This window comes from Prauserella sp. PE36, assembly GCF_003311655.1.
Taxonomy (GTDB): domain Bacteria; phylum Actinomycetota; class Actinomycetes; order Mycobacteriales; family Pseudonocardiaceae; genus Prauserella_A; species Prauserella_A endophytica.
Genome location: NZ_QEQT01000072.1, coordinates 39,381 through 60,452 on the forward strand (window position 1 = coordinate 39,381; position 21,072 = coordinate 60,452).

Below are 21,072 nucleotides of genomic sequence, written 5' to 3' on the forward strand. Positions count from 1 at the left end.
CCGATGCTCGCCTCGCTCATCGAACGACTCTTCGACCGCAAGCTCACCCCGGTGCGGGTCTCGCTGCTGGCCGCGATCGCCGTGGGGTACCTGCTGCTGCTCGCCCCGCCCGACAAACTGCCGGACCCCTCCGGCTGGGCGCTGCTGTCCGGTGCCCTCGCCGCGGCCTGGTTCTCGCCGCGCAGCCCGCTGGCCAGCGCGCTCGCGCAGGCGGCCATGCTCGCCACCGGCGAGCTCCTCGGCATCGACAACATGATTCCCCTCAAGGTGCTGGCGAGCTTCGCCCTGCTGGAGCTGGCCATGCGGCGGACCGGCTGGGTGCTGCCGGCCGGGGCCACGGTGCTGTCGGCCGTGTACTTCCTCATCGGGCTGACCAACCCGCTGCGCTCCCCGGCCGAGATCGTGTTCCAGACGGCCGTCGTGGTGGTGGGACCGCTCGTGCTGGGCGCCTACATCGGCGGGATGAACGCGCGCGCGAGGCAGGCTGAGGAGCGTGCGGCGGAGCAGGAACGCCTGCGCCGCACGGAGTCGCAGATGGTGCGCGTCGCCGAGCGGACCGCGATCGCCCGCGAGCTGCACGACCTCGTCGCCCACCACGTCGCGTCGATCGTGCTGCGGACAGGGGTCGCGCGGCATCTGCTCGGTGAGAGCGACGAGCAGATGCGGCAGGTCCTCGACGACGTCCACGCCACCGGCTCCGGCGCGCTCACGGATCTGCGGCGGCTCGTCGCGGTCCTGCGTGACCCCGAGGCGACGGACACGGCGGGCGGAGACCTCGTGGATCCCGCGGAGCTGCCCGCCGCCGTCGCCGCGGTGATCGACCGGTGCCGTCAGGTGGGACTGCGCATCGACGCCACGGTGGACCCCGCGCTCGCGGGGCTCGACGCCGTGAAGGCGCTCGCGGTGCTGCGCCTGGTGCAGGAAGGGCTGGCCAACGTCGCCAAGCACGCTGGCTCCTCCGCCCGGGTGTGGCTGACCGCCGAGCTCGCCCGCGACGGCGTGCGGCTGGACATCGCCGACGACGGCGAGGGTGACCCCTCCGGCACCGTCTCCGCCCAGCACTCGGGCTCCGCCCAGCACTCGGGCCACGGTCTGATCGGCATGCGTGAACGCGTCGAGCTGCTCGGCGGAACGCTGCGCGTGGGACCCGAGGGCACCGGCTGGGCCCTGTCGGCGAGGCTCCCCGCCCCAGAGCCGGAACCGAAACCGGAGCCGAAGCCGGAGCCGGAGCCGGAGCCGGAGCCGATGGCGAGCGTGCCGTAACACGCGAGTCGTGCACTCCCGGCCGCGAGTCGCACGCCCAGGACGCCGAGTTGCGCGTTCCCGAGGCCGAGTTGCGCGTTCCGGCTCGCGAGTCCCCCGCTCCGGCGCGCGAGTCCCCCGCTCCGGCGCGCGAGTTGCCCGCTCCGGCTCGCGAGTTGCCCGCTCGGGCGGTCCCGAACGGGCAACTCGTGGTCCCGAACGCGGAACTCGCGGTCCCGAACGCGGAACTCCCGGTCCCGAACGGGGGACTCGCGGTCAGGAGCGGGGGACTCGCGGTCGGTCAGACCGTGAAGCCCAGGGCTCGCAGTTGCTCGCGGCCGTCCTCGGTGATCTTCTCCGGGCCCCACGGCGGCATCCAGACCCAGTTGATCCGGAAGTCCTTCACCAGGCTGGGACCGGTGAGCACGGACGCGGTCTGGTCCTCGATCACGTCGGTCAGCGGGCACGCCGCGGAGGTCAGCGTCATGTCGATGGTGGCCGTGTTGTCCGGCTCCACGCGGATGTCGTAGACGAGGCCGAGGTCGACGACGTTGATACCGAGCTCGGGGTCGACCACGTCGCGCATGGCCTCCTCGATGTCCTCGATCCTGGCCACCTCGGCGGCAGAAGGCTGGGTCTGCTCCGGCAGATCCGCAGCGGTCCGGCCCTCGCGGTGTTCGGGCGTCTCGGTCATGCTTCCACCTCGTTCGACGTCCGGGCCAGTGCGTCCTTGAACGCCATCCAGCCGAGCAACGCGCACTTCACTCTCGCAGGGTACTTCGCGACACCGGCGAACGCGACGCCGTCCTCGAGCACGTCCTCGTCCGGCTCGACACTGCCACGCCCCTGCATCAGTTCGACGAAAGCGTCCATCGTGGACAGAGCCTCGTCGATCGTGTGGCCGGTGACCAGATCGGTGAGCACCGACGTCGACGCCTGGCTGATGGAACAGCCCTGCCCCTCGTAGGAGACGTCGGCGACCTTGCCGTCGGTCACCTTGAGCCGCAACGTCACCTCGTCGCCGCAGGTCGGGTTGACCTGGAACGACTCGGCGTCGTACGGCTCCCGCAGGCCGCGGCCGTGCGGGTTCTTGTAGTGGTCCAGGATGATCTCCTGGTACATGCCCTCAAGGTTCACTTACGCCACCCCGAAGAAACGCTGCGCCTCACGGACACCGTTCACCAGGGCATCCACTTCGGACAGTTCGTTGTAGAGGTAGAACGTGGCGCGGACCGTGGCGGGGATGCCGCACGAGCGGTGTAGCGGCCACGCGCAGTGGTGCCCCACCCGCACCGCGATGCCCAGGCTGTCGAGCACCTGGCCGGCGTCGTGCGGGTGCACGCCGTCGACCACGAACGCCACCGTCGCGCCCCGGTCCACCGTGTCCGGTGGGCCGATGATCCGCACGCCGGGGATCTCCTTGAGCCCGTTCAGCGCCCGCTCGACGAGCTGGTGCTCGTGCGCGGCGACCCGGTCCATGCCGATCGCGTTCAGGTAGTCGACCGCCGCGCCGAGCCCCACCGCCTGAGAGGTCATCGGCACGCCCGCCTCGAACTTCTGCGGCGGCGGCGCGAACGTGGAGCCCTCCATGCGCACCAGCTCGATCATCGACCCGCCCGTGAGGAACGGCGGCATCGCCTCGAGCAGCTCCCGGCGCCCGTAGAGCACGCCGATGCCCGACGGCGCCAGCATCTTGTGCCCGGAGAACACCGCGAAGTCGACGTCCAGCTCTCGGAAGTTCACCGGGAAGTGCGGCACGGACTGGCAGGCGTCCAGCAGCACCAGCGCACCGACCTCGCGGGCCTTGCGCACCAGCGCGTCCACCGGGTTGACCGTGCCGAGCACATTGGACTGATGCGCGAAGGCGACGACCTTCGTGCGCTCGGTGATCAGCTCGTCGATGCCCGAGAGGTCGAGCCTGCCCTCCGCCGTGACGGGGAACCAGCGCAACGTCGCCCCGGTGCGCTGGCACAGCTGCTGCCACGGCACGAGGTTCGCGTGGTGCTCCATCTCGGTGACCACGATCTCGTCACCCGGACCGACGACGAACCGTTCGGCCCCGTCATCCGCCGTCGCGGCGTTGCTCATCGCGTAGGCGACCAGATTGATGCCCTCGGTGGCGTTCTTGGTGAACACGAGTTCGCCCGGCGTCGCGCCGACGAAGTCGGCGATCTTCGCGCGGGCGCCCTCGTAGGCGTCGGTCGCCTCCTCCGCGAGCTGGTGCGCGCCACGGTGAACGGCGGCGTTGCACGTCTCCAGGAACCGCCGCTCCGCGTCGAGCACCTGCACCGGCCGCTGCGACGTGGCCCCGGAGTCCAGGTACACCAACGGTTTCCCGTCACGGACCGTGCGGGACAGGATCGGGAAGTCGGCGCGCACGGCGGCGACGTCCAAAGGCGTGGTGTTGGCCGTGGTGGTGGTCATCGCGCCAACTCCTCTCTGGGGCCAGTCGGGAACGTGAGGATCACACCTTGGCGGGCTCGGCCTTGCCGATGTACTTCACGTAGCCGCTCTCCTCCAGCGCGTCGGCGAGCTCCTTGCCGCCCGACTCGACGATCCGGCCACCGGCGAACACGTGCACGAAGTCCGGGTGGATGTGCTTGAGGATCCGGGTGTAGTGAGTGATCAGCATGACGCCGACCTCGTTGTTGGCCTTGTACTCGTTGACCGCGTCGGACACCACGCGCAGCGCGTCGACGTCGAGGCCGGAGTCGGTCTCGTCGAGGATGGCGATCTTCGGCTTGAGCAGCGCCAGCTGCAGGATCTCGTGACGCTTCTTCTCACCGCCGGAGAAGCCCTCGTTGACGCTGCGCTCGGCGAACTCGGAAGAGATGTCGAGCTTGCCCATCTCCTCCTTGACCTCCTTGACCCAGTGCCGCAGCTTCGGGGCCTCGCCGCGCACCGCGGTCGCGGCGGAGCGGAGGAAGTTCGACATCGAGACGCCGGGCACCTCCACCGGGTACTGCATCGCAAGAAAGAGGCCGGCGCGGGCGCGCTCGTCGACGCTCATGTCGAGCACGTTCTCGCCGTCCAGCAGCACCTCGCCGGAGGTCACCTCGTACTTCGGGTGGCCGGCGATCGCGTACGACAGGGTCGACTTGCCGGAACCGTTCGGGCCCATGATCGCGTGGGTCTCGCCCGAGCGGATCGTCAGGTTGACGCCCTTGAGGATCTCCTTGTTGCCCTCGTCGGTCACGACCTCGGCGTGCAGATCCTTGATCTCCAGTGAGCTCATGCTTCTCGTTTTCTCTCGTCAGTTCGGGGGTGGGTCAGGCGCCGACGGCCTGCAGCTCGGCCTCGATCGCGGCCTCGAGGCGCTCGCGCACCTCGGGAACGTCGATCTTCATCAGGATCTCGTGGAAGAACCCGCGCACGACCAGCCTGCGCGCCTGCTCCTCCGCGATGCCCCGCGACTGCAGGTAGAACAACTGCTCGTCGTCGAACCTTCCCGTCGCGCTCGCGTGACCGGCACCGGCGATCTCGCCGGTCTCGATCTCCAGGTTCGGCACCGAGTCGGCGCGCGCGCCCTGGGTGAGCACCAGGTTGCGGTTCAGCTCGAACGTCTCTGTGCCCTCGGCGGCCGCGCGGATGAGCACGTCGCCGATCCACACGGTGTGTGCGTCGTCGCCCTGCAGTGCGCCCTTGTAGAGCACGTTCGACTTGCAGTGCGGCACCGCGTGGTCCACGAAGAGCCGGTGCTCCTGGTGCTGGCCCGCGTCGGCGAAGTGCAGGCCGAGCATCTCGACGTCGCCGCCGGGACCCGCGAACGTGGCCGTGGGGCTCACGCGCACCAGGTCGCCGCCCAGCGTCACCACGACGTGCTTGAGCCGCGCGTCCCGGCCGAGCCGCAGGTGCTGCTCGGAGACGTGCACCGCGTCGTCGGCCCAGTCCTGCACGCTCAGCACGGTGAGCTGCGCACCGTCGCCGATCACGAACTCCACGTTGTCGGCGTAGGTGCCGGAGCCGACGTGGTCGAGCACGATCGTGGCCTGCGCGAACGCCTCCGCCCGCACCTGGACGTGGCCGTAGGCGGTCTTGCCATCGCCGGGACCGGTCAGCCGGATCAGGCTCGGCTTGGAGGCCACCGTCTCCTTCGGCACCGTCACGAGCGTGGCGGACTCGAACTCCGAGTACGCCTGCGCCGCGATGCGGTCGCTGGGCACGCCTGCCTCGCCGAGGCGCTCGTCGTCGCGGGCGACGGTCTCGACGCGCACCTCGGGAGCGGCGTCGGCGTCGACCTTGACCTCGCCGGTGGCGGCCGCGGAGCCGTCGTGCAGGCCCCGCAGCCGCTTCATCGGCGTGAAGCGCCAGTTCTCCTCGCGGCCGCCGGGGACCTCGAATGCCTCGACGTCGTAGGAGGCGAACCGCTCGGCACGGGAGGCGGCCGGGACGGTCGCAGCCTCCACCGCCTCGGCCGTGCGCGCCGCGTCGTTCGTCACCGTCATGTCAGCCGACGGCTCCTTCCATCTGCAGTTCGATCAGGCGGTTCAGCTCGAGCGCGTACTCCATCGGGAGCTCCCTGGCGATCGGCTCGACGAACCCGCGCACCACCATCGCCATCGCCTCGTCCTCGGACAGGCCGCGCGACATCAGGTAGAACAGCTGGTCCTCGCTCACCTTGGACACCGTGGCCTCGTGGCCCATCGACACCTCGTCGTTGCGGATGTCGACGTAGGGGTAGGTGTCCGAGCGCGAGATGGTGTCCACCAGCAGCGCGTCGCAGACCACGCTGGAGCGCGAGTGGTGCGCCCGCTTGGCGACCTTGACCAGACCCCGGTAGGAGGTGCGGCCACCGCCGCGCGCCACCGACTTCGACACGATCGTCGAGGACGTGTGCGGCGCGAGGTGCTCCATCTTGGCGCCCGCGTCCTGGTGCTGGCCCTCACCGGCGAACGCGACCGAGAGCACCTCGCCCTTCGCGTGCTCGCCCATCAGGAACACCGACGGGTACTTCATGGTCACCTTGGAGCCGATGTTCCCGTCGATCCACTCCATCGTCGCGCCCTCTTCGCACTTGGCGCGCTTGGTGACCAGGTTGTAGACGTTGTTCGACCAGTTCTGGATCGTCGTGTAGCGGCAGCGGCCGCCCTTCTTCACGATGATCTCGACCACCGCGGAGTGCAGCGAGTCGGACTGGTAGATCGGCGCGGTGCAGCCCTCGACGTAGTGCACGTAGGCACCCTCGTCGACGATGATCAGGGTCCGCTCGAACTGGCCCATGTTCTCGGTGTTGATCCGGAAGTAGGCCTGCAGCGGGATGTCCACGTGCACGCCCGGCGGCACGTAGATGAAGGAGCCACCCGACCACACGGCGGTGTTCAGCGCGGAGAACTTGTTGTCACCGGCCGGGATGACCGAGCCGAAGTACTCCTTGAACAGCTCCGGGTGCTCACGCAGCGCGGTGTCGGTGTCGAGGAACTGCACGCCCTGCTTCTCGAGGTCCTCGCGAATCTGGTGGTAGACCACCTCGGACTCGTACTGTGCCGCGACACCGGCGATGAGGCGCTGCTTCTCCGCCTCCGGGATGCCGAGCTTGTCGTACGTGTTCTTGATGTCCTCCGGCAGCTCGTCCCAGCTGGTGGCCTGCTTCTCCGTGGAGCGAACGAAGTACTTGATGTTGTCGAAGTCGATCCCCGACAGGTCCGCGCCCCAGTTGGGCATGGGCTTGCGCTCGAAGAGCTTCAGAGCCTTCAGGCGTGTCTCGCGCATCCACTCCGGCTCGGACTTCTTCTCGGAGATGTCGGTGACGACCTCCTCGTTGAGCCCGCGTCGGGCGCTCGCGCCCGCGGTGTCCGGGTCCGCCCAGCCGAACGCGTACTTGCCGAGAGACTCGATGGTCTCTTCCTGGCTCAGCGGCGTGGTGGCGGGATTGCGCTGCTCGGCAGCGGCAGTCATGCGGTGGTCCCTCCATTCGGAGATCGTGCTTCGTCACCCGGCTTGTCGGCGGGCACGTGCGTGGTGCACGCGGCGTCGCCGCGTGCGATCGTCGCCAGCCGCTGCACGTGCGTGCCGAGCAGCTTGGCGAATGCCTCCGTCTCGGCCTCGCACAGCTGCGGGAACTCGGCTGCGACGTGAGCGACGGGACAGTGGTGCTGGCAGAGCTGTTCGCCCGCGCCGACCTGCCGGGTCGACGCAGCGTAACCCTCCCTGGTCAACGCCGTTGCCAGGGCCTCCGCCCTGGACGCCGGCGCGGCCTCGCTGGTGACCGAGTCCCGGTACGGCTCGACGAGCGCCGCCACGCGGCTCTCGGCGAAGGCCCGTACCGCGTCGTCCCCCGCGTGCTCCGCGAGGAACCGGACCGCGGCGACCGCCAGGTCGTCGTAGGCATGCCCGAACCGCGCCCTGCCCTGCTCGGTCAGCAGGAAGAGCTTGGCCGGGCGACCCCGGCCCCTCGGCCCTCGCCGGGGGGCTTCCCTGATCTCGGCCTCGGCGTCGGCCAGCAGCACGTCGAGGTGGCGACGCACCGCCGTCGGGCTGATGCCGAGCTGCTCGGCCACCGCCACCGCTGTCATCGGCCCCTGCTCAAGCAGCAGCCGGGCGACCTCGTTGCGGGTCCGGCCCTCGGCCGTCACCTGGACAGGAACACCGGTGGCAGCCGATGACTGGCCGCCATCGTGCTGGTCGAAGGTGTCCTGCTTTTTCACAACATAAGTGTGTCGTATTTCCCGGCGGGGAGCAAAGACCCGCGAAATCCGAGTGACCGGTCTCACGTCGAGGGGGCAGTCGATACGCTCTCGCTCGTGGCTCTGGGCAAAGGCGGTACGCAACAGCAGGCGGACGGCGACCTCGCGGTCGTCAGCGCCGCCGGCGCCGCGGCCCCTGCGCTCTCGCCGGTCCACCCCGGCGACCCGGAGCCGCTGAACGCCGAGGAGAACCGTGCGCTGCGGGTCGTCAACCGGCTCGGCATCGTCGGCGCGCTGTTCCTCGCGTTCGGCTCGCTCGGCGCGGGCGCCGCGCCGATCCTGAACCCGGTGCTGAACATCCCGGTGCTGCGGCTCTTCGCCCGCATCCCCACCGTGTCGCTGGCGATCGCCTTCACCGGCATGGGCATGATGGTCGCCGGCTGGCTGCTGCTCGGCCGCTTCGCCAGGCCGGGCAGGACGCGGCTCGCCAGCCCCGCGCAGCTGTACCGCACGCTCGCGATGTGGACGGTGCCGCTGCTGGTCATCCCGCCGCTGTTCTCCCGCGACGTCTACAGCTACCTCGCACAGAGCGCGATCGTCGACCGCGGCATGGATCCCTACGAACTCGGTCCCGCGCAGGCGCTCGGCGTGGCCGACCCGCTCACGGCGGGCGTGTCGAACATGTGGCGCGAGACGCCCGCGCCCTACGGCCCGCTGTTCCTCGACATCGGCAGCTGGATCTCCGGTGCGGTCGGCACCCACGTCGCCGTCGGCGTGCTGCTCATGCGCGGGCTCGCGCTCGTGGGGTTCGGCCTGATCGTGTGGGCGCTGCCCCGCCTCGCGCGGCGCTTCGGCGTGCAGCCGAGCACCGCGCTGTGGCTCGGCGCGGCCAACCCGCTCGTGCTGTTCCACCTGGTGGCCGGCGCGCACAACGAGGCGCTCGGCATCGGCCTGATGCTGGCCGGCCTCGAGCTGGGCATCCGCAGGCTGCCCATCCGCGTCTCCGGCGACAGTCCGCCACCGTTCGCGAAGGGCGAGCTCGCCTGCATCGTCCTCGGCGCCGTCGTGATCACCGCCGCCGCCATGATCAAGATCCACGCGATCGTCGCGCTCGGGTTCTTCGGCGTGATGATCGCGAGACGCTGGTACGGCAGGATCACCGACCTGCTGTGGGCCGCGGCGCTGATGACCGTCGTGTGCGCCGCCGTGACGGCCGCGATCTGCTTCGGCACCGGGCTCGGCTTCGGCTGGGTCGGCGCGCTGGGCACGCCCGGCATGGTGTGGAACTGGATCTCGCCCGTGGCCGAGCTCGGCCAGCTGGGCGGCATCCTCGGCATCATGCTCGGCCTCGGCAACCACACCGCCGCCGTCATCGCGATCCTCGGCATCCTCGGCTACGTGGTTGCGGGGTCGATCACGGCCAAGTTCCTGTGGGACAGCTTCCGCTGGCGCTACCGCCCGATCATCGGCCTCGGCGTCTCGCTGGGCGCGTTCATGACCCTGCACGTCGCGATGCAGCCGTGGTGGCTGCTGTGGGCGGTCATCCCGCTCGCGGCCTCGGCCGGCACGTCCCGGTTCCGGGCGGCGGCCACGGCGGTGAGCGCCGTGCTGGCCATGGTGATCCCGCCGACCGGCAGCACGTTCGACGGACGCTCGTACATCGTCTCGCAGGCTTACGTCGCCGGCGGCATCGTGCTTCTCGGCGCGCTCGTGATCGTGTGGCGCAGCGCCCCGCTGCTGTTCTCCCGGCGGATGGGCGAGACGCGGCCCGAGGCCGTCTGAGGTCACGCCGTACCCTTTACATCTGTGAGTGCAGCCGTCGAGATCACCGGGCTGGTGAAGCGCTTCGGGGCGGTCACGGCGGTCGACGGACTCGATCTGAAGATGCCGAGGGCCGGCCTGCTCGCCCTGCTGGGCCCCAACGGCGCGGGCAAGACCACCACGGTCGAGATCTGTGAGGGCTTCCTGCGCCCCGACGCCGGCACCGTGCGCGTGCTCGGCCTCGACCCCGCCCGCGACGGCGCCGCGCTGCGCCCCCGCATCGGCGTGATGCCGCAGGGCGGCGGCGCCTACCCGGGCGTGCGGGCCGAGGAGATGCTGAGGCTCGTCGCCGCGTGCGCGGCCACCCCGCTCGACCCCGCCTGGCTGCTCGACGTGCTCGGGCTCGCCTCCGCCCGGCGGACGCCGTTCAAGCGGCTCTCCGGCGGCCAGCAGCAGCGCCTCTCGCTCGCGTGCGCGCTGGTCGGCCGCCCCGAGCTGGTGTTTCTCGACGAGCCGACGGCGGGCATGGACCCGCAGGCGCGGCGGCTGGTGTGGGACCTGCTCGCCGCCCTGCGCGCCGACGGCGTGAGCGTGCTGCTCACCACCCACCTCATGGAGGAGGCGGAGACGCTCGCCGACGAGGTGGTGATCGTCGACGGCGGCCGCGTGATCGCGCAGGGCTCGCCGAGCGCGCTGACCGCGGAGCACGCCGAGGACGCCCAGCTGCGGTTCAAGGCGCGTCCCGGCCTCAACACCGACCTGCTCAGCGCCGCGCTGCCGGAGGGCTACCTGGTGCGCGAGTCCTCCCCCGGCGCCTACCGGGTGGCCGGGCTGGTCAACCCTCAGGTCGTGTCCACGGTCACCGCTTGGTGCGCGCAGCAGGGCGTGCTGGCCGAGGAGCTGCACGTCGGCAAGCGCGACCTGGAGGAGGTCTTCCTCGAGCTGACCGGACGGGAGCTGCGGACGTGACGGCGACAGGCACCCGGTTCGAGCCCGGCACGTTCACGCCCGCCCCCGGCGCGGGCCGTTACGGCCGGATGCTGCTCACCCACGCGCGGATCGAGACGAGCCTCACGCTGCGCCACGGCGAGCAGATCCTGCTCACGCTGCTCATCCCGCTGGCGCTGCTGGTGGGCCTGAGCCTGCTCGACTTCCTGCCAACCGGCGAGCTGGGCTCCCTGTCCCGGGTCGACTGGGTGACGCCGAGGATTCTCGCGCTGGCAGTGCTGTCGTCCGCGTTCACCGGCCAGGCCATCGCGCTCGGCTTCGACCGCCGCTACGGCGTGCTCAAGCGCCTCTCCGCCACCGCGCTGCCGCGCTGGCTGCTCGTGGCCGGGCGGCTCGTGGCCGCTCTGGTCGTGGTGTTGCTGCAGGTGGTGGTGCTCGGGATCGTCGCGGCACTGCTCGGCTGGTCGCCATCAGGCGCGGGCATCGGTGCGGCGATCGTGCTGCTCGTGCTCGGCACGCTCGCCTTCGGCGCGCTCGGCGTGCTGCTCGGCGGGGCGCTGCGGGCGGAGGCGGTGCTGGCGCTGGCCAACATCGTGTGGTTCGTGCTGCTGCTCGCGGGCGGGATCCTGATGGCGCCGTCGTCGCTGCCCGGCGTGCTCGGCGACCTGGTGGCCCTGCTGCCCTCGGGCGCCCTCGCGGAGGGCCTGCGCGCGGCGCTCGTCGACGGCATGTTCGCCTGGGACGCCCTGGCCACGCTCGCCGTCTGGGCCGTCGCCGCCGGAGCCATCGCCACCCGCACCACGAAGCTCACGTAACTGCCCCAGAAGCCCACATAACGGCCCCCAAGGCCACCTTTGGTGCGTTGAACGCACCAAAGGTGGCCTTGGGGGCCGTCAGACGGAGGCGCTTCGCGCCGCTCTACTGGCCAGCCACTTCCCCACCACCACCCAAACGGAGGCGCTACGCGCCGCTCTACTATCTATTGTCGTGCAACTGACTTCCCTCGTCGCCCGGCTGCCGTACCCCTCGAAGGCGGTGCAGCGGGCCCTCGCGATAGCCGCCATCATCACCCAGGGCGGCATCGGGGTCACCGGGTCGGTCGTGCGGGTCACCGGATCCGGACTCGGCTGTCCGACGTGGCCGCAGTGCTTCGAGGGGAGCATGTTCCCCGTCCAGCACCCCGAGTACGAGACGCTCACGCAGTGGATCGAGTTCGGCAACCGCCTGCTGACCGGTGTGGTCGGCATCGTGGCCGCGCTCTGCGTGCTCGCGGCCTGGCGCATCCAGATCGACCACCCCGAGCGCAAGCGCCTCGTCAAGCTCGCCTGGACCATGCCCGGCGGCGTCGTGGCTCAGGCCGTCATCGGCGGCATGACCGTGCTCACGGGCCTGCTCTGGTGGACGGTCGCCATCCACTTCCTCGCCTCGGCGGTACTGGTGTGGCTCGCCACACTCCTCCTGCACGCCTTCAACGAGGGTGACGAGCGGCCGCGCTGGCGCGTCGCCGGGAGCGGCAGGGCACTGCTCGTGACGCTCGTCGTCTCCATGGCGGGCCTCCTCGCCGCCGGCACCACGGTCACCGGCGCGGGCCCGCACGGCGGCGACCCCGACACCCCGCGATTGCAGGCGCCCATCGAGACACTCACGTTCGTCCACGGCAGCCTACTGGTGGTCTACCTGATCGTGCTGGCCGTGCTCGGCCTGCAGTGGCTGCGCACGGGCGCGCCGAAGCAGCTCTGGCGCCGCTACACCGTGGTCTGGGTGGTCGCGCTCGCCCAGGGCGCGCTCGGCAGCGTCCAGTACGCGCTGGGCGTACCGGAGGCGCTGGTCTCGTTCCACGTCCTCGGCTCGGCCGCCGTCATCGTGGCCACGGCGGCGCTGTGGTGCGCGGCCAGGGACCGCGGCCCGGTGACCAGCTTCTCCCCCGCCCCGGCCGAGGCGACCGCCGCGAGCTCCCGCTAACGCGCGCGTCCGCGGCCCGTCACACGGTCGTCATCCCGACGGCGCGTGTGTGATGGTCCACGCCGTTACGCTCTAGCGTGACCGGGTATTTGTCCGAATGATCGAATCCGCTCCCCACCACACCCTTTCATCCGATGCGAGGTCGCACCGAACCATGAGCACCGCAAGCGTGTCCGGAACCAAATCCGAACCGAAGCCGATCACCGGCGAAGAGCGCACCACCGGCCAGATGATCGTGCTGAAGGCATTCCTGCTGATTCCGTTCGTCGCTCTGGTCGCCGCGGTCCCCTTCGCGTGGGGCTGGGGGCTGAGCTGGGTCGACCTGGTGCTGGCGGCCGTGTTCTACACGGTCGCGACGCTCGGCGTCACCGTCGGCTACCACCGCTACTTCACCCACGGCGCGTTCAAGACCAACCGCGCGCTGCGCGTCGCGCTCGCCATCGCTGGGAGCATGGCCGTGCAGGGCTCGGTGATCTTCTGGGTCGCCAGCCACCGCAGGCACCACGCGTTCGCCGACCGCGAGGGCGACCCGCACTCGCCGTGGCTGTTCGGCTCGTCGCCGATGGCGCTGGCCCGGGGCTTCTGGCACGCCCACATGGGCTGGATGTTCAAGCGTGAGGTCACCAACTACGAGCGCTTCGCCCCTGACCTGCTGGCCGACAACGACCTGCGCGTGGTCAACCGCTACTTCTGGCTGTGGATCACGCTGAGCCTCGCGCTGCCCGCCGTGCTCGGTGGCCTGCTCACGTGGACGTGGTGGGGCGCCGTGACGGCGTTCTTCTGGGCCGGGCTCGTGCGCATCGCGTTCCTGCACCACGTGACCTGGTCGGTGAACTCGATCTGCCACATGTTCGGCGAGCGCCCCTTCATGAGCAGGGACAGGGCCGCCAACTTCTGGCCGCTCGCGATCCTGTCGATGGGCGAGTCGTGGCACAACTCCCACCACGCCGACCCGACCTGCGCCCGCCACGGCGTGCTGCGCGGCCAGATCGACGTGTCCGCCCGGCTCATCTGGATCTTCGAGAAGCTCGGCTGGGCCCACAACGTGCGCTGGCCCAAGCCCGAGCGCATCGCCGCCAAGCGCGTGGCCGCCTGATCACCCCGAGACGGCGACGGCCCGGTCCCCGCGAGAGGGGCCGGGCCGTTCGCTTTCCACCTCAGTCGTTCCACCAGCGGGCCTTGTAGATCCAGGCGCCGTGCAGCGTGAGGTCCCCGTGCGGCAGGTCGAGGTCCACGGTGTCACTGCACCACGTGCACAGGTGGCCCTCCTGCGGCGAGACCGTGAGCACCTGACCCGTCTGCGGGTTCGTGGTCACGCTCTTGACGTGCTCGTCGCTGATCGAGCGGGCGCCCCGGTAGTGCTTCGAGAACCGGCCCGTGCCCTTGTCGAACCGCAGCACCTCCGACTCCGTGGTGACCCACAGCTGGCGCGGCTCCCCCGGCACCGGCTGCAGGTCGTGACCGCCCTTGCTGGGCAGCTGGTAGACGCGCTCGGGGGTCAGCACCGGCTCGGCGGGCGTGCCGCCGACGCGCAGGGCCACCAGCTCGTGCGTGCCGAGCGCCCACAGCACCTTCGCCTGGTCGTCCCACACCGCGCCGTGCCCGCCGACGAGCGGGTACTCGGCGTAGTGCGTGGATCTCGGTCCCTGTGAGGCGGTGTAGACGCGCAGCCAGCCGCCCGTGCTCGCGGCCACGGCGACGTTGCCGTCCGGCAGCAGCTCGATGCTGTGCGGGTTGTTCGACCCGCCCACGTCGGCCGCCCAGTAGGCGCCGGTGCCCTCGGGGTAGGGCACCACCGCGGCGAACCCGCCGGACGCGGTCGTCATCAGGTACCGCCGGCCGTCGCGTTCGGTGAGCTTCGCCTCGTCGGGGTTGGTCCACGCCGAGACCAGGTCACCGAGGCCGCCCGCGGCGCTGGGCGCCCAGGACCACGTGAACTCCCGCGCATTCCACGCGTCCTGGTCGGCGGGCAGCACCAGGATCCGCCGCGACGCCTGCTCGGTCAGAACGATCGAGCCGATGGAGCCCGCGTCCCGTCCTCCCTCGGCGGCCGTGGCGGGCAGCGGCGCCGCCACGGTCAGAGCGGCGAGCAGCGGGGCCAGCCATGCTTTCCGGAGTCTTCGCATGATCGACAGCCAAGCGTGGCCGGCTGACCGTGCGGTGACGTCCAGCTGAAGATCTTTTGCGAAGTTCAGCGGCGCAGGTCGCGGCGCACCGCGGACGCGAACCGCACGGCGGCGCCCGGCCCCGCCTGGCCGAAGCCGAGGCTCGGCTCGGCCAGCTCCACCTCCAGCACCGCCGGCGTGCCGTCGTCGGTGCGCACCAGGTCGATCCGCGCGTACAGCAGCCCGGACCGTCCTGCGCCGAACCACCCGGCCACGGCGTCGAGCACATCCTCCGCCAGCGCCCGGTAGGCGGCCTCGGGCTGCGTGACGCCGAGCTTCTCGGTCACGAACAGTCCGGACTCGTCCACCGCCGCGCCCGTCAGCATCGCGCCCTTGGTGAAGGCGTGCGAGTACGCGCCGCCGAAGAACACGAGCGCCGTCTCGCCCTCGGAGTCCACGGTTCGCTGGTACGGCTGCACCAGCACCGACCGGCCATCGGCGTGCAGCGAGCGCAGGTGCGTCTCGGCCTGCTCCCGTTCATCCGCGGCGAACCGGGCGGCGCCCCGCGAGCCGGCGCCGACGGAGGGCTTCACCACGAACTCCGTCTCCGGCCACTCCGGCTCGGCGCCGGGCGCGACGAGCCGGGTCGGCACGATCGGGATCCCGGCGTTCTCGAGATCGAGCAGGTAGGCCTTGTCGGTGTTCCACCGCACCACGTCGACGTCGTTGCGCAGCGAAGGGACCGACGCGCACCAGTCGAGAAAGGCGTCCCGCCGCGCGGAGTAGTCCCAGGTCGCGCGCAGGATCACCAGGTCGGCATCGGTGAAGTCCCCGTCCGGGTCGTCCCACACGGCCCACCGGGTGCCGACCCCGACCTCGGCGAGCGCCTGCTGGGCGCCCGCCTCGTCGCCGTCGCCCTCGGGCAGGCCCGCGCAGCCGACGAGGATCGCTCGCGCCCTCACCGCCGGAGGAACGAGACCGCCATCCGCCGCCGGTGCGCCGGACCGATCACCGTGGCGTTGACCGTCTCGGCGTCCCACGTGGCGGCCTGGAGGTCCTCGACGGCCTCCACCAGCGCCTCGCCGGTCTCCGGGCTGGGCACGACCACGTCGCCGAGCGCGCCGTCCGCGCCGACGAGCACGACCCGGGCTCCCGCCCTGCCGATGCGCTCGACCACGGCCTTCGACGGCTTGCCGTGCGCCGCGACGAACGCGCGGGCCGCGGCCAGCTGGCGGCCCGTGGGGGCCGCGGGTGCCTCGGTCTTCTCGGTGCTCTCGGTGTCAGCCACGCCGTGAGTCTAGGCGGAGCCCGGGCAGCTCCGCGCGGATCTTGGCGCCGAAGCGGTCGATGTCACCGTCCGCCGCGAGCGCCCCCACGGTCAGCACGCCGCCGCGGTCGAGGGCCACCGCCGAGACGCCGTCGGCGGGCAGCGGCACCGGAACCACCACCGTGACCGGCAGCTCGCCGAAACGCAGCTGGCCCGCCGGACCTGTCAGCACCGGTACCGTGCGCCCCAGCACGCTCGACAGGGCCCCCGGGCGCGTCTCTGGGTCGAGGCACAGCGCGGTGAAGGCCCGGCCGCTGGGAGGCGGCGGCGCCGACGTGGGCCTCCGCTCGCGCGATCCGGGCACGGGCGTGCCGCCGAGCAGATCGAACGCCAGCTCCACGGCACCGGCCTCGTCGGCGAGCGCGGGATGCACGAGCGTCACCACGGCGGCGACGTCGTCGGCCACCCCGGTCACCACCGCCACGCGCCACAGCGGCCGGTCGCCGGGCAGCGGCTCGGCGGCCAGGTCCGCGACGAGGCGGTGCAGCGCGGCCGTGCCACCCGGCCGGGACAGGTCGAACACGGGCACGTGCCACGCCCAGTCCAGCCGCGGATGCTCCAGCCAGCGCGGTCGCCGGCGGCCGGGGCGCGGCGGGCGCTGCCGCAGGCGGGGCCGGTCGGCCAGCCGCGCCCCGACCAGTGCCTTCACCTGCTCCGGCCCCGGCTGGGAGCCGCGCGAGGTGTCGAGCAGCGCCAGCGCGCCGCACGCCCCGTTCGCGGTGGCCAGCAACCGTGCCTCCCCGGGCGTGAGGCGGTCCGCTTGTCGTCTGCCCACGCCGGTGAGCGCGACGCCGAGCCACACCACCACGGCGCCGCCCACGGCGTCGAGCCAGTAGTGGTTGCCGGTCGCCACGATCACCACGAAAGTCACCAGCACGTGCACCGCGCTGACGACCTGCACGAGCCAGCCGCCCGCGATGCGAGCCAGCACCACCGACACCCACAGCGCCCAGCCGATGTGCAGCGACGGCATCGCGGCCAGCTGGTTCGCGTTGTCCACCATCGGCGAGCCCCACGAACCCCACGTGCGGCCGAGCCGGACGGTGTCGACGAACCCGGCGTCGGGCAGCATCCTCGGCGGCGCCACCGGGAAGATCCAGAACACCCCGAGCGCGAGCAGGTTCATCCACAGGAACGAGTTGCGCACCCAGCGGTAGTGCTCCGGACGCCGCGCGAACACCCACACGAGCAGGATCAGCGTGGTGATGATGTATGTGTAGGCGTACTCGTAGTTGGCGGCGACGCGCAGCCAGCCCTGGTCGGCGAGCCAGAGGTTGACGGGCAGCTCGAAGTCCAGTGCGAGGAACCGCTCCAGCGCGAGGATCGCCTCGCCGTTGGCCTGCGCCCGCTCGAGGTTGGCGGGCAGCGGCAGGAACTTGATGAGCAGGTAGACGCCGAACAGCCCGAGACCGAGCAGGAGTTCCGTCCACCACCGGGCTCGCCGCGTCGAGCCGGCGGCCCTACCGTCCGTCAGCCCCGTACTGCCGGTCGAACCCGCAGTGAGCACAATTCCATATATCACGCCCGGCCAGGGGCGCGCGCGGGCCGAAGGTCACGCGACGGCGGGTTTCGCTCCGAGTCTCAGAGTGACTCCGGGCAGCTTGCGCAGAGCGCGCCAGCCGTGGCCCGCGCAGACCGCGATGGTGAGCGCCGTGAGCAGGCCGCTGAGCACGCCGCGGGAGAACAGCCCGGCCTCGACGCTCCAGTGCAGGAACCCGAGGGTCATCGCCGCGTCGATGAGCCGCGACCCGCCCCACAGCAGGGCGACGTTGATGAAGACGCGGCGGACGGCCTTGTTGGCGAAGACCTCGGCGGGCAGGTGCACGAAGTCCTTCGCGAGTCGTTCCGTGATGGGTTTGCCGAGGGCCGCGCTACCGACGAAGAGCAGGAACATGAGCACCGAGCCGACCGCGGGCTGCAGGACGTAGACCACGGCACTCGACGTGACGAGCGCGAAGGCCGCCTTGCCCGCGAGCATCCCGGTGCAGAGCAGGAGCGTGCGCGGCATCTCCTTGCCGAGGGCACGCCGGGTGCCGAGCACGAAGGCGCACCAGCCGAGCACCGCGCACAGGCCGGCCACCAGGCCGACGTAGTGCAGCAGCAGCATGAGCAGCACCGTGGGGATGACCGCGGTCTCGAGCGCGATGACCAGCGCTCTGCCGACGGTGCTCCGCAAATGCGGGATCTCGATGACCAGATGATGTCGCTCCGGGTGCGACGATCTATGGTGCACGGGTTACGCCTCCAGGGGGTCCTGGCTCACTCCGGCGCTCACTCCTGCGGGCAGGTGTCGGAACCGTGATTAGGTGCCCGCGTGGCGGCCGTTCTTGAGACTTTACCCCGTGCGGGGTAAATCCCGCGTGTCGTCGTGCGCGAGGTCTCCTCCCGAACGGTCGGCGAGTGCGCGAGCCCGATCACCCCGATGATCAGCAACAACGCGGCTCCGGCCGTCGCGGCGAGGGCGGCGGGAGCGGTCGAGAGATGTGCGTGGAAGGCGAGCAGACCCAGCGCGTAGCTCGCGCCCGGATTGACGATGGACATGATCGCGATCGCCTCGGGCAGCGATCCGGAGCCGTAGGCCTGCTGCCCGAGCAGCAGCCCGCACAGGGTCGACGCGGCGAGCACGTAGCCGGGCCAGTCGAGTGCGGTGGCGAGCACGCCCTCGGCGATCAGACTGTCGGCGGTGAGCTTCATCATCGCGGCGCTGATCGCGTAGCAGATCCCGGCCGATGCGGCGATCAGCCCACCGTAGAACAGGGGTCCGCCGCGCTGGGCGAGCTGCACCAGCGTCACGACGGTCGCCGCGGCGATGAGCACGGCGATGAGGAGCCGGTCGCGGTTCGGCGTGCCCTCCAGCGGCGCGGCGCCCTCGACCGTCAGGATGAGCGCGACGCCGCCGCTGACGGCGAGCGCGGCCAGCCAGTCCCGCAGCGGGGGCCACTTGCGGATCGCCGCCGACGCCATCGGCAGCGCGAACAGCAGCTGGGTCACCAGCAGCGGCTGGACGAGGGCGATGGAGCCGAGGTGGAGCGCGATGGCCTGGCAGAAGAAGCCGAGGAGGTTGGTGGCCCAGCCGATGAGCCAGAGGCGCTGCCGCAGCAGCCTGCGCACGAGCCACACCACGGGGATCTGGTGCCTGCTGGCGCGGTGTTCGGTGTCGCTGTCCGCGGCCCGCAGCACCGCGCGCCGCTGCAACGCGGCCGACGCGGCGAAGAAGAACGCCGCGCCGAAGCCGAGGAAGACAGGCGCTAACACATCTATTACCAGCACTCCGCGCCGGGAAAGGATTCCGGCTGTATCGGTGAAATGCCCCCGTTGTGGTGGTTCACGCAGACTACACCGGCCCCCGTGCGGAGGCGTCTACCAGGCGTGAAGGATTCTTCAACGGCGAACACGATCGTGCTCGAGAAACGGAGATTGGCATGCCCACGGCGATTCGAATCCAGCAGACCGGCGGTCCAGAGGTGCTGGAGGTCGCCGATGTCGAGATCGGCCCGCCCGGGCCGAGAGAGGTCGTCGTCGATGTCGCCGCCGCGGGGGTGAACTACATCGACACCTACCAGCGCAGCGGGATCTACCCGATGACGCTGCCCTACACGCCGGGACTGGAGGGCGCGGGCACCGTGTCGGCGGTGGGCGCCGAGGTCACCGAGGTCACGGTGGGTGACCGCGTCGCGTGGCAGGGTCATCCCGGCGGATACGCCCAGCAGGCGCTGGTACCCGCGGGGATCGTGGTCCGCGTGCCGGACGCCGTGTCCGCCGAGACGGCCGCGGCCACGATGCTGCAGGGCATCACGGCGCACTACCTGCTGAACTCGACCCATCCGGTGACCGAGGGCGAGACGGTACTGGTCCACGCCGCCGCGGGCGGGGTGGGGCTACTGCTGGTCCAGCTCGCGAAGGCGAAGGGCGCGCGGGTGATCGGCACGGTGTCCACGGAGGAGAAGGAGCGGCTCGCGCGCGAGGCCGGCGCCGACGAGGTGATCCGCTACACCGAGGAGGACTTCGCCGAGGCGGCGAGGCGGCTCACCGGTGGCGAGGGCGTGGACGTGGTCTACGACGGGGTCGGCGCGTCGACCTACGAGGGCAGCCTCAAGAGCCTCCGCAGGCGCGGCCTGCTGGCGCTGTTCGGCGCCGCGAGCGGGCCGGTGCCGCCGATCGACCCGCAGCGGCTCAACGCGGGCGGCTCCCTGTTCCTCACGCGGCCGAAGACCGACGACCACGTGGTCACTCGGGAGGAGCTGGAGTGGCGCACCCGCGAGCTGTTCGACGCCGTCGCGGAGGGATCGCTCGGCATCCGCATCGGGGCGAGGTACCCGCTCGCGCAGGCCCGCCAGGCCCACGAGGACCTCCAGGGCCGCCGCACCACGGGCAAGGTGCTGCTACTCCCCTAGGCGCCTCCTGCAGTGAAGGCCACCATCACTGCGTTGAACGCAGGCATGGTGGCCTTCACTGCGTTGAACGCAGGCATGGTGGCCTTCACTGCGGGGTGATCAGGGAGCTCAGCTGCCGGTGGTCACCCGGACGGCCTCGGCGACGACCACGAGGGTCTCGCCGGCGAGCGGGTTGCCGCTCTGCTCGGCGTAGCCGAGGTCCGGCGGCAGCACGAACACCTTGCTGCCGCCCTGCATGATGCCGGTAAGGCCCTCGGTGAGGCCCTCGATGTCCTGCGGCTCGCCAAGCCGGACGGACACCGGCCGTTCCTGGGCGAACGTGTTCTGCCCGACCTCGCCGTTCGACCAGGCGACGACCTGCAGGTTCACGTCGACGGTGTCGCCGGGCTCGGCGCCGGCGCCGGAACCCTCCGCCAGGTCACGCGTCAGCACGGTCGTCGGCGCCGCGCAGTCCCTCGGGATCTGCACGCGCGGCTGCTCACCGGCGGTGTCGACGGTGAGGTCGGCGGCCGTGCACTCCATCGCGTGCCCGGCGGCGTGCGACTCGGACGCGGAGGCCGAGGCGGACACGGACACCGGGGCCGGGGTGTGCGTCGGCTGCTCGCCAGGCTGCAGGTCGGTCGGCTCCTCGAGAGACGGCGAGCACGCCGCGAGTGCCGTGGCGGCGGCAGCCACGATCATGATCTTGCCAGCATTGCGCATGTGGACAC

General features: G+C 71.2%; 21 protein-coding genes. 7 read left to right on the forward strand and 14 right to left on the reverse strand.

What is annotated here, in order from left to right; all coding sequences use genetic code 11:
• Positions 1-3: 3 nt before the first annotated feature.
• On the forward strand, positions 4-1,263 hold the full coding sequence (locus DI005_RS19700; RefSeq protein WP_113643058.1) for a sensor histidine kinase: 1,260 nt from the start codon (positions 4-6) through the stop codon (positions 1,261-1,263).
• 280 nt (positions 1,264-1,543) lie between these two features.
• Here the strand turns inward: DI005_RS19700 and DI005_RS19705 are convergent, their stop codons facing one another.
• From DI005_RS19705 to DI005_RS19735, 7 genes are read right to left on the reverse strand one after another with little or no spacing between them, the layout of a single operon-like run.
• Positions 1,544-1,936, reverse strand: a complete 393-nt coding sequence (locus tag DI005_RS19705) for a metal-sulfur cluster assembly factor (protein ID WP_110339409.1) — start codon at positions 1,934-1,936, stop codon at positions 1,544-1,546.
• Positions 1,933-2,379 carry a Fe-S cluster assembly sulfur transfer protein SufU gene (gene sufU / locus DI005_RS19710; protein WP_112274388.1) on the reverse strand — a complete coding sequence of 149 codons (447 nt, stop codon included), beginning with the start codon at positions 2,377-2,379 and terminating at the stop codon, positions 1,933-1,935. The genes DI005_RS19705 and sufU overlap by 4 nt, the downstream gene beginning before the upstream one ends.
• On the reverse strand, positions 2,380-3,666 hold the full coding sequence (locus DI005_RS19715) for a cysteine desulfurase (RefSeq protein WP_113643059.1): 1,287 nt from the start codon (positions 3,664-3,666) through the stop codon (positions 2,380-2,382).
• A 40-nt stretch (positions 3,667-3,706) separates the two neighbouring features.
• Positions 3,707-4,477, reverse strand: coding sequence for a Fe-S cluster assembly ATPase SufC (gene sufC, locus DI005_RS19720; protein ID WP_112274392.1), 771 nt, complete (start codon positions 4,475-4,477; stop codon positions 3,707-3,709).
• 34 nt (positions 4,478-4,511) lie between these two features.
• Positions 4,512-5,687, reverse strand: a complete 1,176-nt coding sequence (gene sufD, locus DI005_RS19725) for a Fe-S cluster assembly protein SufD (protein ID WP_112274394.1) — start codon at positions 5,685-5,687, stop codon at positions 4,512-4,514.
• Position 5,688: 1 nt separating this feature from the next.
• Positions 5,689-7,137 carry a Fe-S cluster assembly protein SufB gene (gene sufB / locus DI005_RS19730; protein WP_113643060.1) on the reverse strand — a complete coding sequence of 483 codons (1,449 nt, stop codon included), beginning with the start codon at positions 7,135-7,137 and terminating at the stop codon, positions 5,689-5,691.
• Entirely contained in the window at positions 7,134-7,886 is a 753-nt protein-coding gene (locus tag DI005_RS19735) for a metalloregulator ArsR/SmtB family transcription factor (protein WP_199543013.1), read from the reverse strand. Before DI005_RS19735 ends, sufB begins: the two co-directional genes overlap by 4 nt.
• 102 nt (positions 7,887-7,988) lie before the next feature.
• On the opposite strand from DI005_RS19735, the gene mptB reads away from it, so the two are divergent.
• From mptB to DI005_RS19760, 5 genes are all read left to right on the forward strand, one after another.
• Positions 7,989-9,647, forward strand: a complete 1,659-nt coding sequence (gene mptB / locus DI005_RS19740) for a polyprenol phosphomannose-dependent alpha 1,6 mannosyltransferase MptB (protein WP_113643089.1) — start codon at positions 7,989-7,991, stop codon at positions 9,645-9,647.
• A 24-nt stretch (positions 9,648-9,671) separates the two neighbouring features.
• Positions 9,672-10,595 (forward strand): ABC transporter ATP-binding protein, encoded by a 924-nt coding sequence (locus DI005_RS19745; RefSeq protein WP_113643061.1) that lies wholly within the window; start codon positions 9,672-9,674, stop codon positions 10,593-10,595.
• Positions 10,596-10,663: 68 nt separating this feature from the next.
• Positions 10,664-11,389: an ABC transporter permease gene (locus tag DI005_RS19750; RefSeq protein ID WP_112274861.1), complete on the forward strand. Its 726-nt coding sequence runs from the start codon at positions 10,664-10,666 to the stop codon at positions 11,387-11,389.
• Positions 11,390-11,561: 172 nt separating this feature from the next.
• The gene (locus DI005_RS19755) at positions 11,562-12,536 is read left to right on the forward strand and encodes a heme A synthase (protein ID WP_113643062.1); all 975 of its coding nucleotides are present in this window, start codon (positions 11,562-11,564) and stop codon (positions 12,534-12,536) included.
• A 154-nt stretch (positions 12,537-12,690) separates the two neighbouring features.
• Entirely contained in the window at positions 12,691-13,632 is a 942-nt protein-coding gene (locus tag DI005_RS19760; RefSeq protein WP_113643063.1) for an acyl-CoA desaturase, read from the forward strand.
• A gap of 61 nt (positions 13,633-13,693) precedes the next feature.
• On the opposite strand, the gene DI005_RS19765 is transcribed toward DI005_RS19760, so the two are convergent.
• The 6 genes from DI005_RS19765 to DI005_RS19790 form a co-directional block, all read right to left on the reverse strand.
• A complete protein-coding gene (locus DI005_RS19765) occupies positions 13,694-14,662 on the reverse strand; it encodes a DUF6528 family protein (RefSeq protein ID WP_113643064.1) in 969 nt (322 codons plus the stop codon).
• Positions 14,663-14,727: 65 nt separating this feature from the next.
• A complete protein-coding gene (locus DI005_RS19770) occupies positions 14,728-15,603 on the reverse strand; it encodes a RimK family alpha-L-glutamate ligase (protein WP_113643065.1) in 876 nt (291 codons plus the stop codon).
• Entirely contained in the window at positions 15,600-15,929 is a 330-nt protein-coding gene (locus DI005_RS19775; RefSeq protein ID WP_113643066.1) for a hypothetical protein, read from the reverse strand. Before DI005_RS19775 ends, DI005_RS19770 begins: the two co-directional genes overlap by 4 nt.
• Positions 15,922-17,475, reverse strand: coding sequence for a phosphatase PAP2 family protein (locus DI005_RS19780; RefSeq protein ID WP_113643067.1), 1,554 nt, complete (start codon positions 17,473-17,475; stop codon positions 15,922-15,924). Before DI005_RS19780 ends, DI005_RS19775 begins: the two co-directional genes overlap by 8 nt.
• Positions 17,476-17,520: 45 nt before the next feature.
• Positions 17,521-18,201, reverse strand: a complete 681-nt coding sequence (locus DI005_RS19785; RefSeq protein WP_112274411.1) for a hypothetical protein — start codon at positions 18,199-18,201, stop codon at positions 17,521-17,523.
• 38 nt (positions 18,202-18,239) lie between these two features.
• A complete protein-coding gene (locus DI005_RS19790; RefSeq protein WP_112274413.1) occupies positions 18,240-19,223 on the reverse strand; it encodes a DMT family transporter in 984 nt (327 codons plus the stop codon).
• 167 nt (positions 19,224-19,390) lie between these two features.
• On the opposite strand from DI005_RS19790, the gene DI005_RS19795 reads away from it, so the two are divergent.
• A complete protein-coding gene (locus DI005_RS19795) occupies positions 19,391-20,362 on the forward strand; it encodes a quinone oxidoreductase (protein ID WP_113643068.1) in 972 nt (323 codons plus the stop codon).
• Positions 20,363-20,470: 108 nt separating this feature from the next.
• On the opposite strand, the gene DI005_RS19800 is transcribed toward DI005_RS19795, so the two are convergent.
• Positions 20,471-21,064, reverse strand: a complete 594-nt coding sequence (locus DI005_RS19800; protein ID WP_113643069.1) for an FKBP-type peptidyl-prolyl cis-trans isomerase — start codon at positions 21,062-21,064, stop codon at positions 20,471-20,473.
• Between the last annotated feature and the right edge of the window lie 8 nt (positions 21,065-21,072).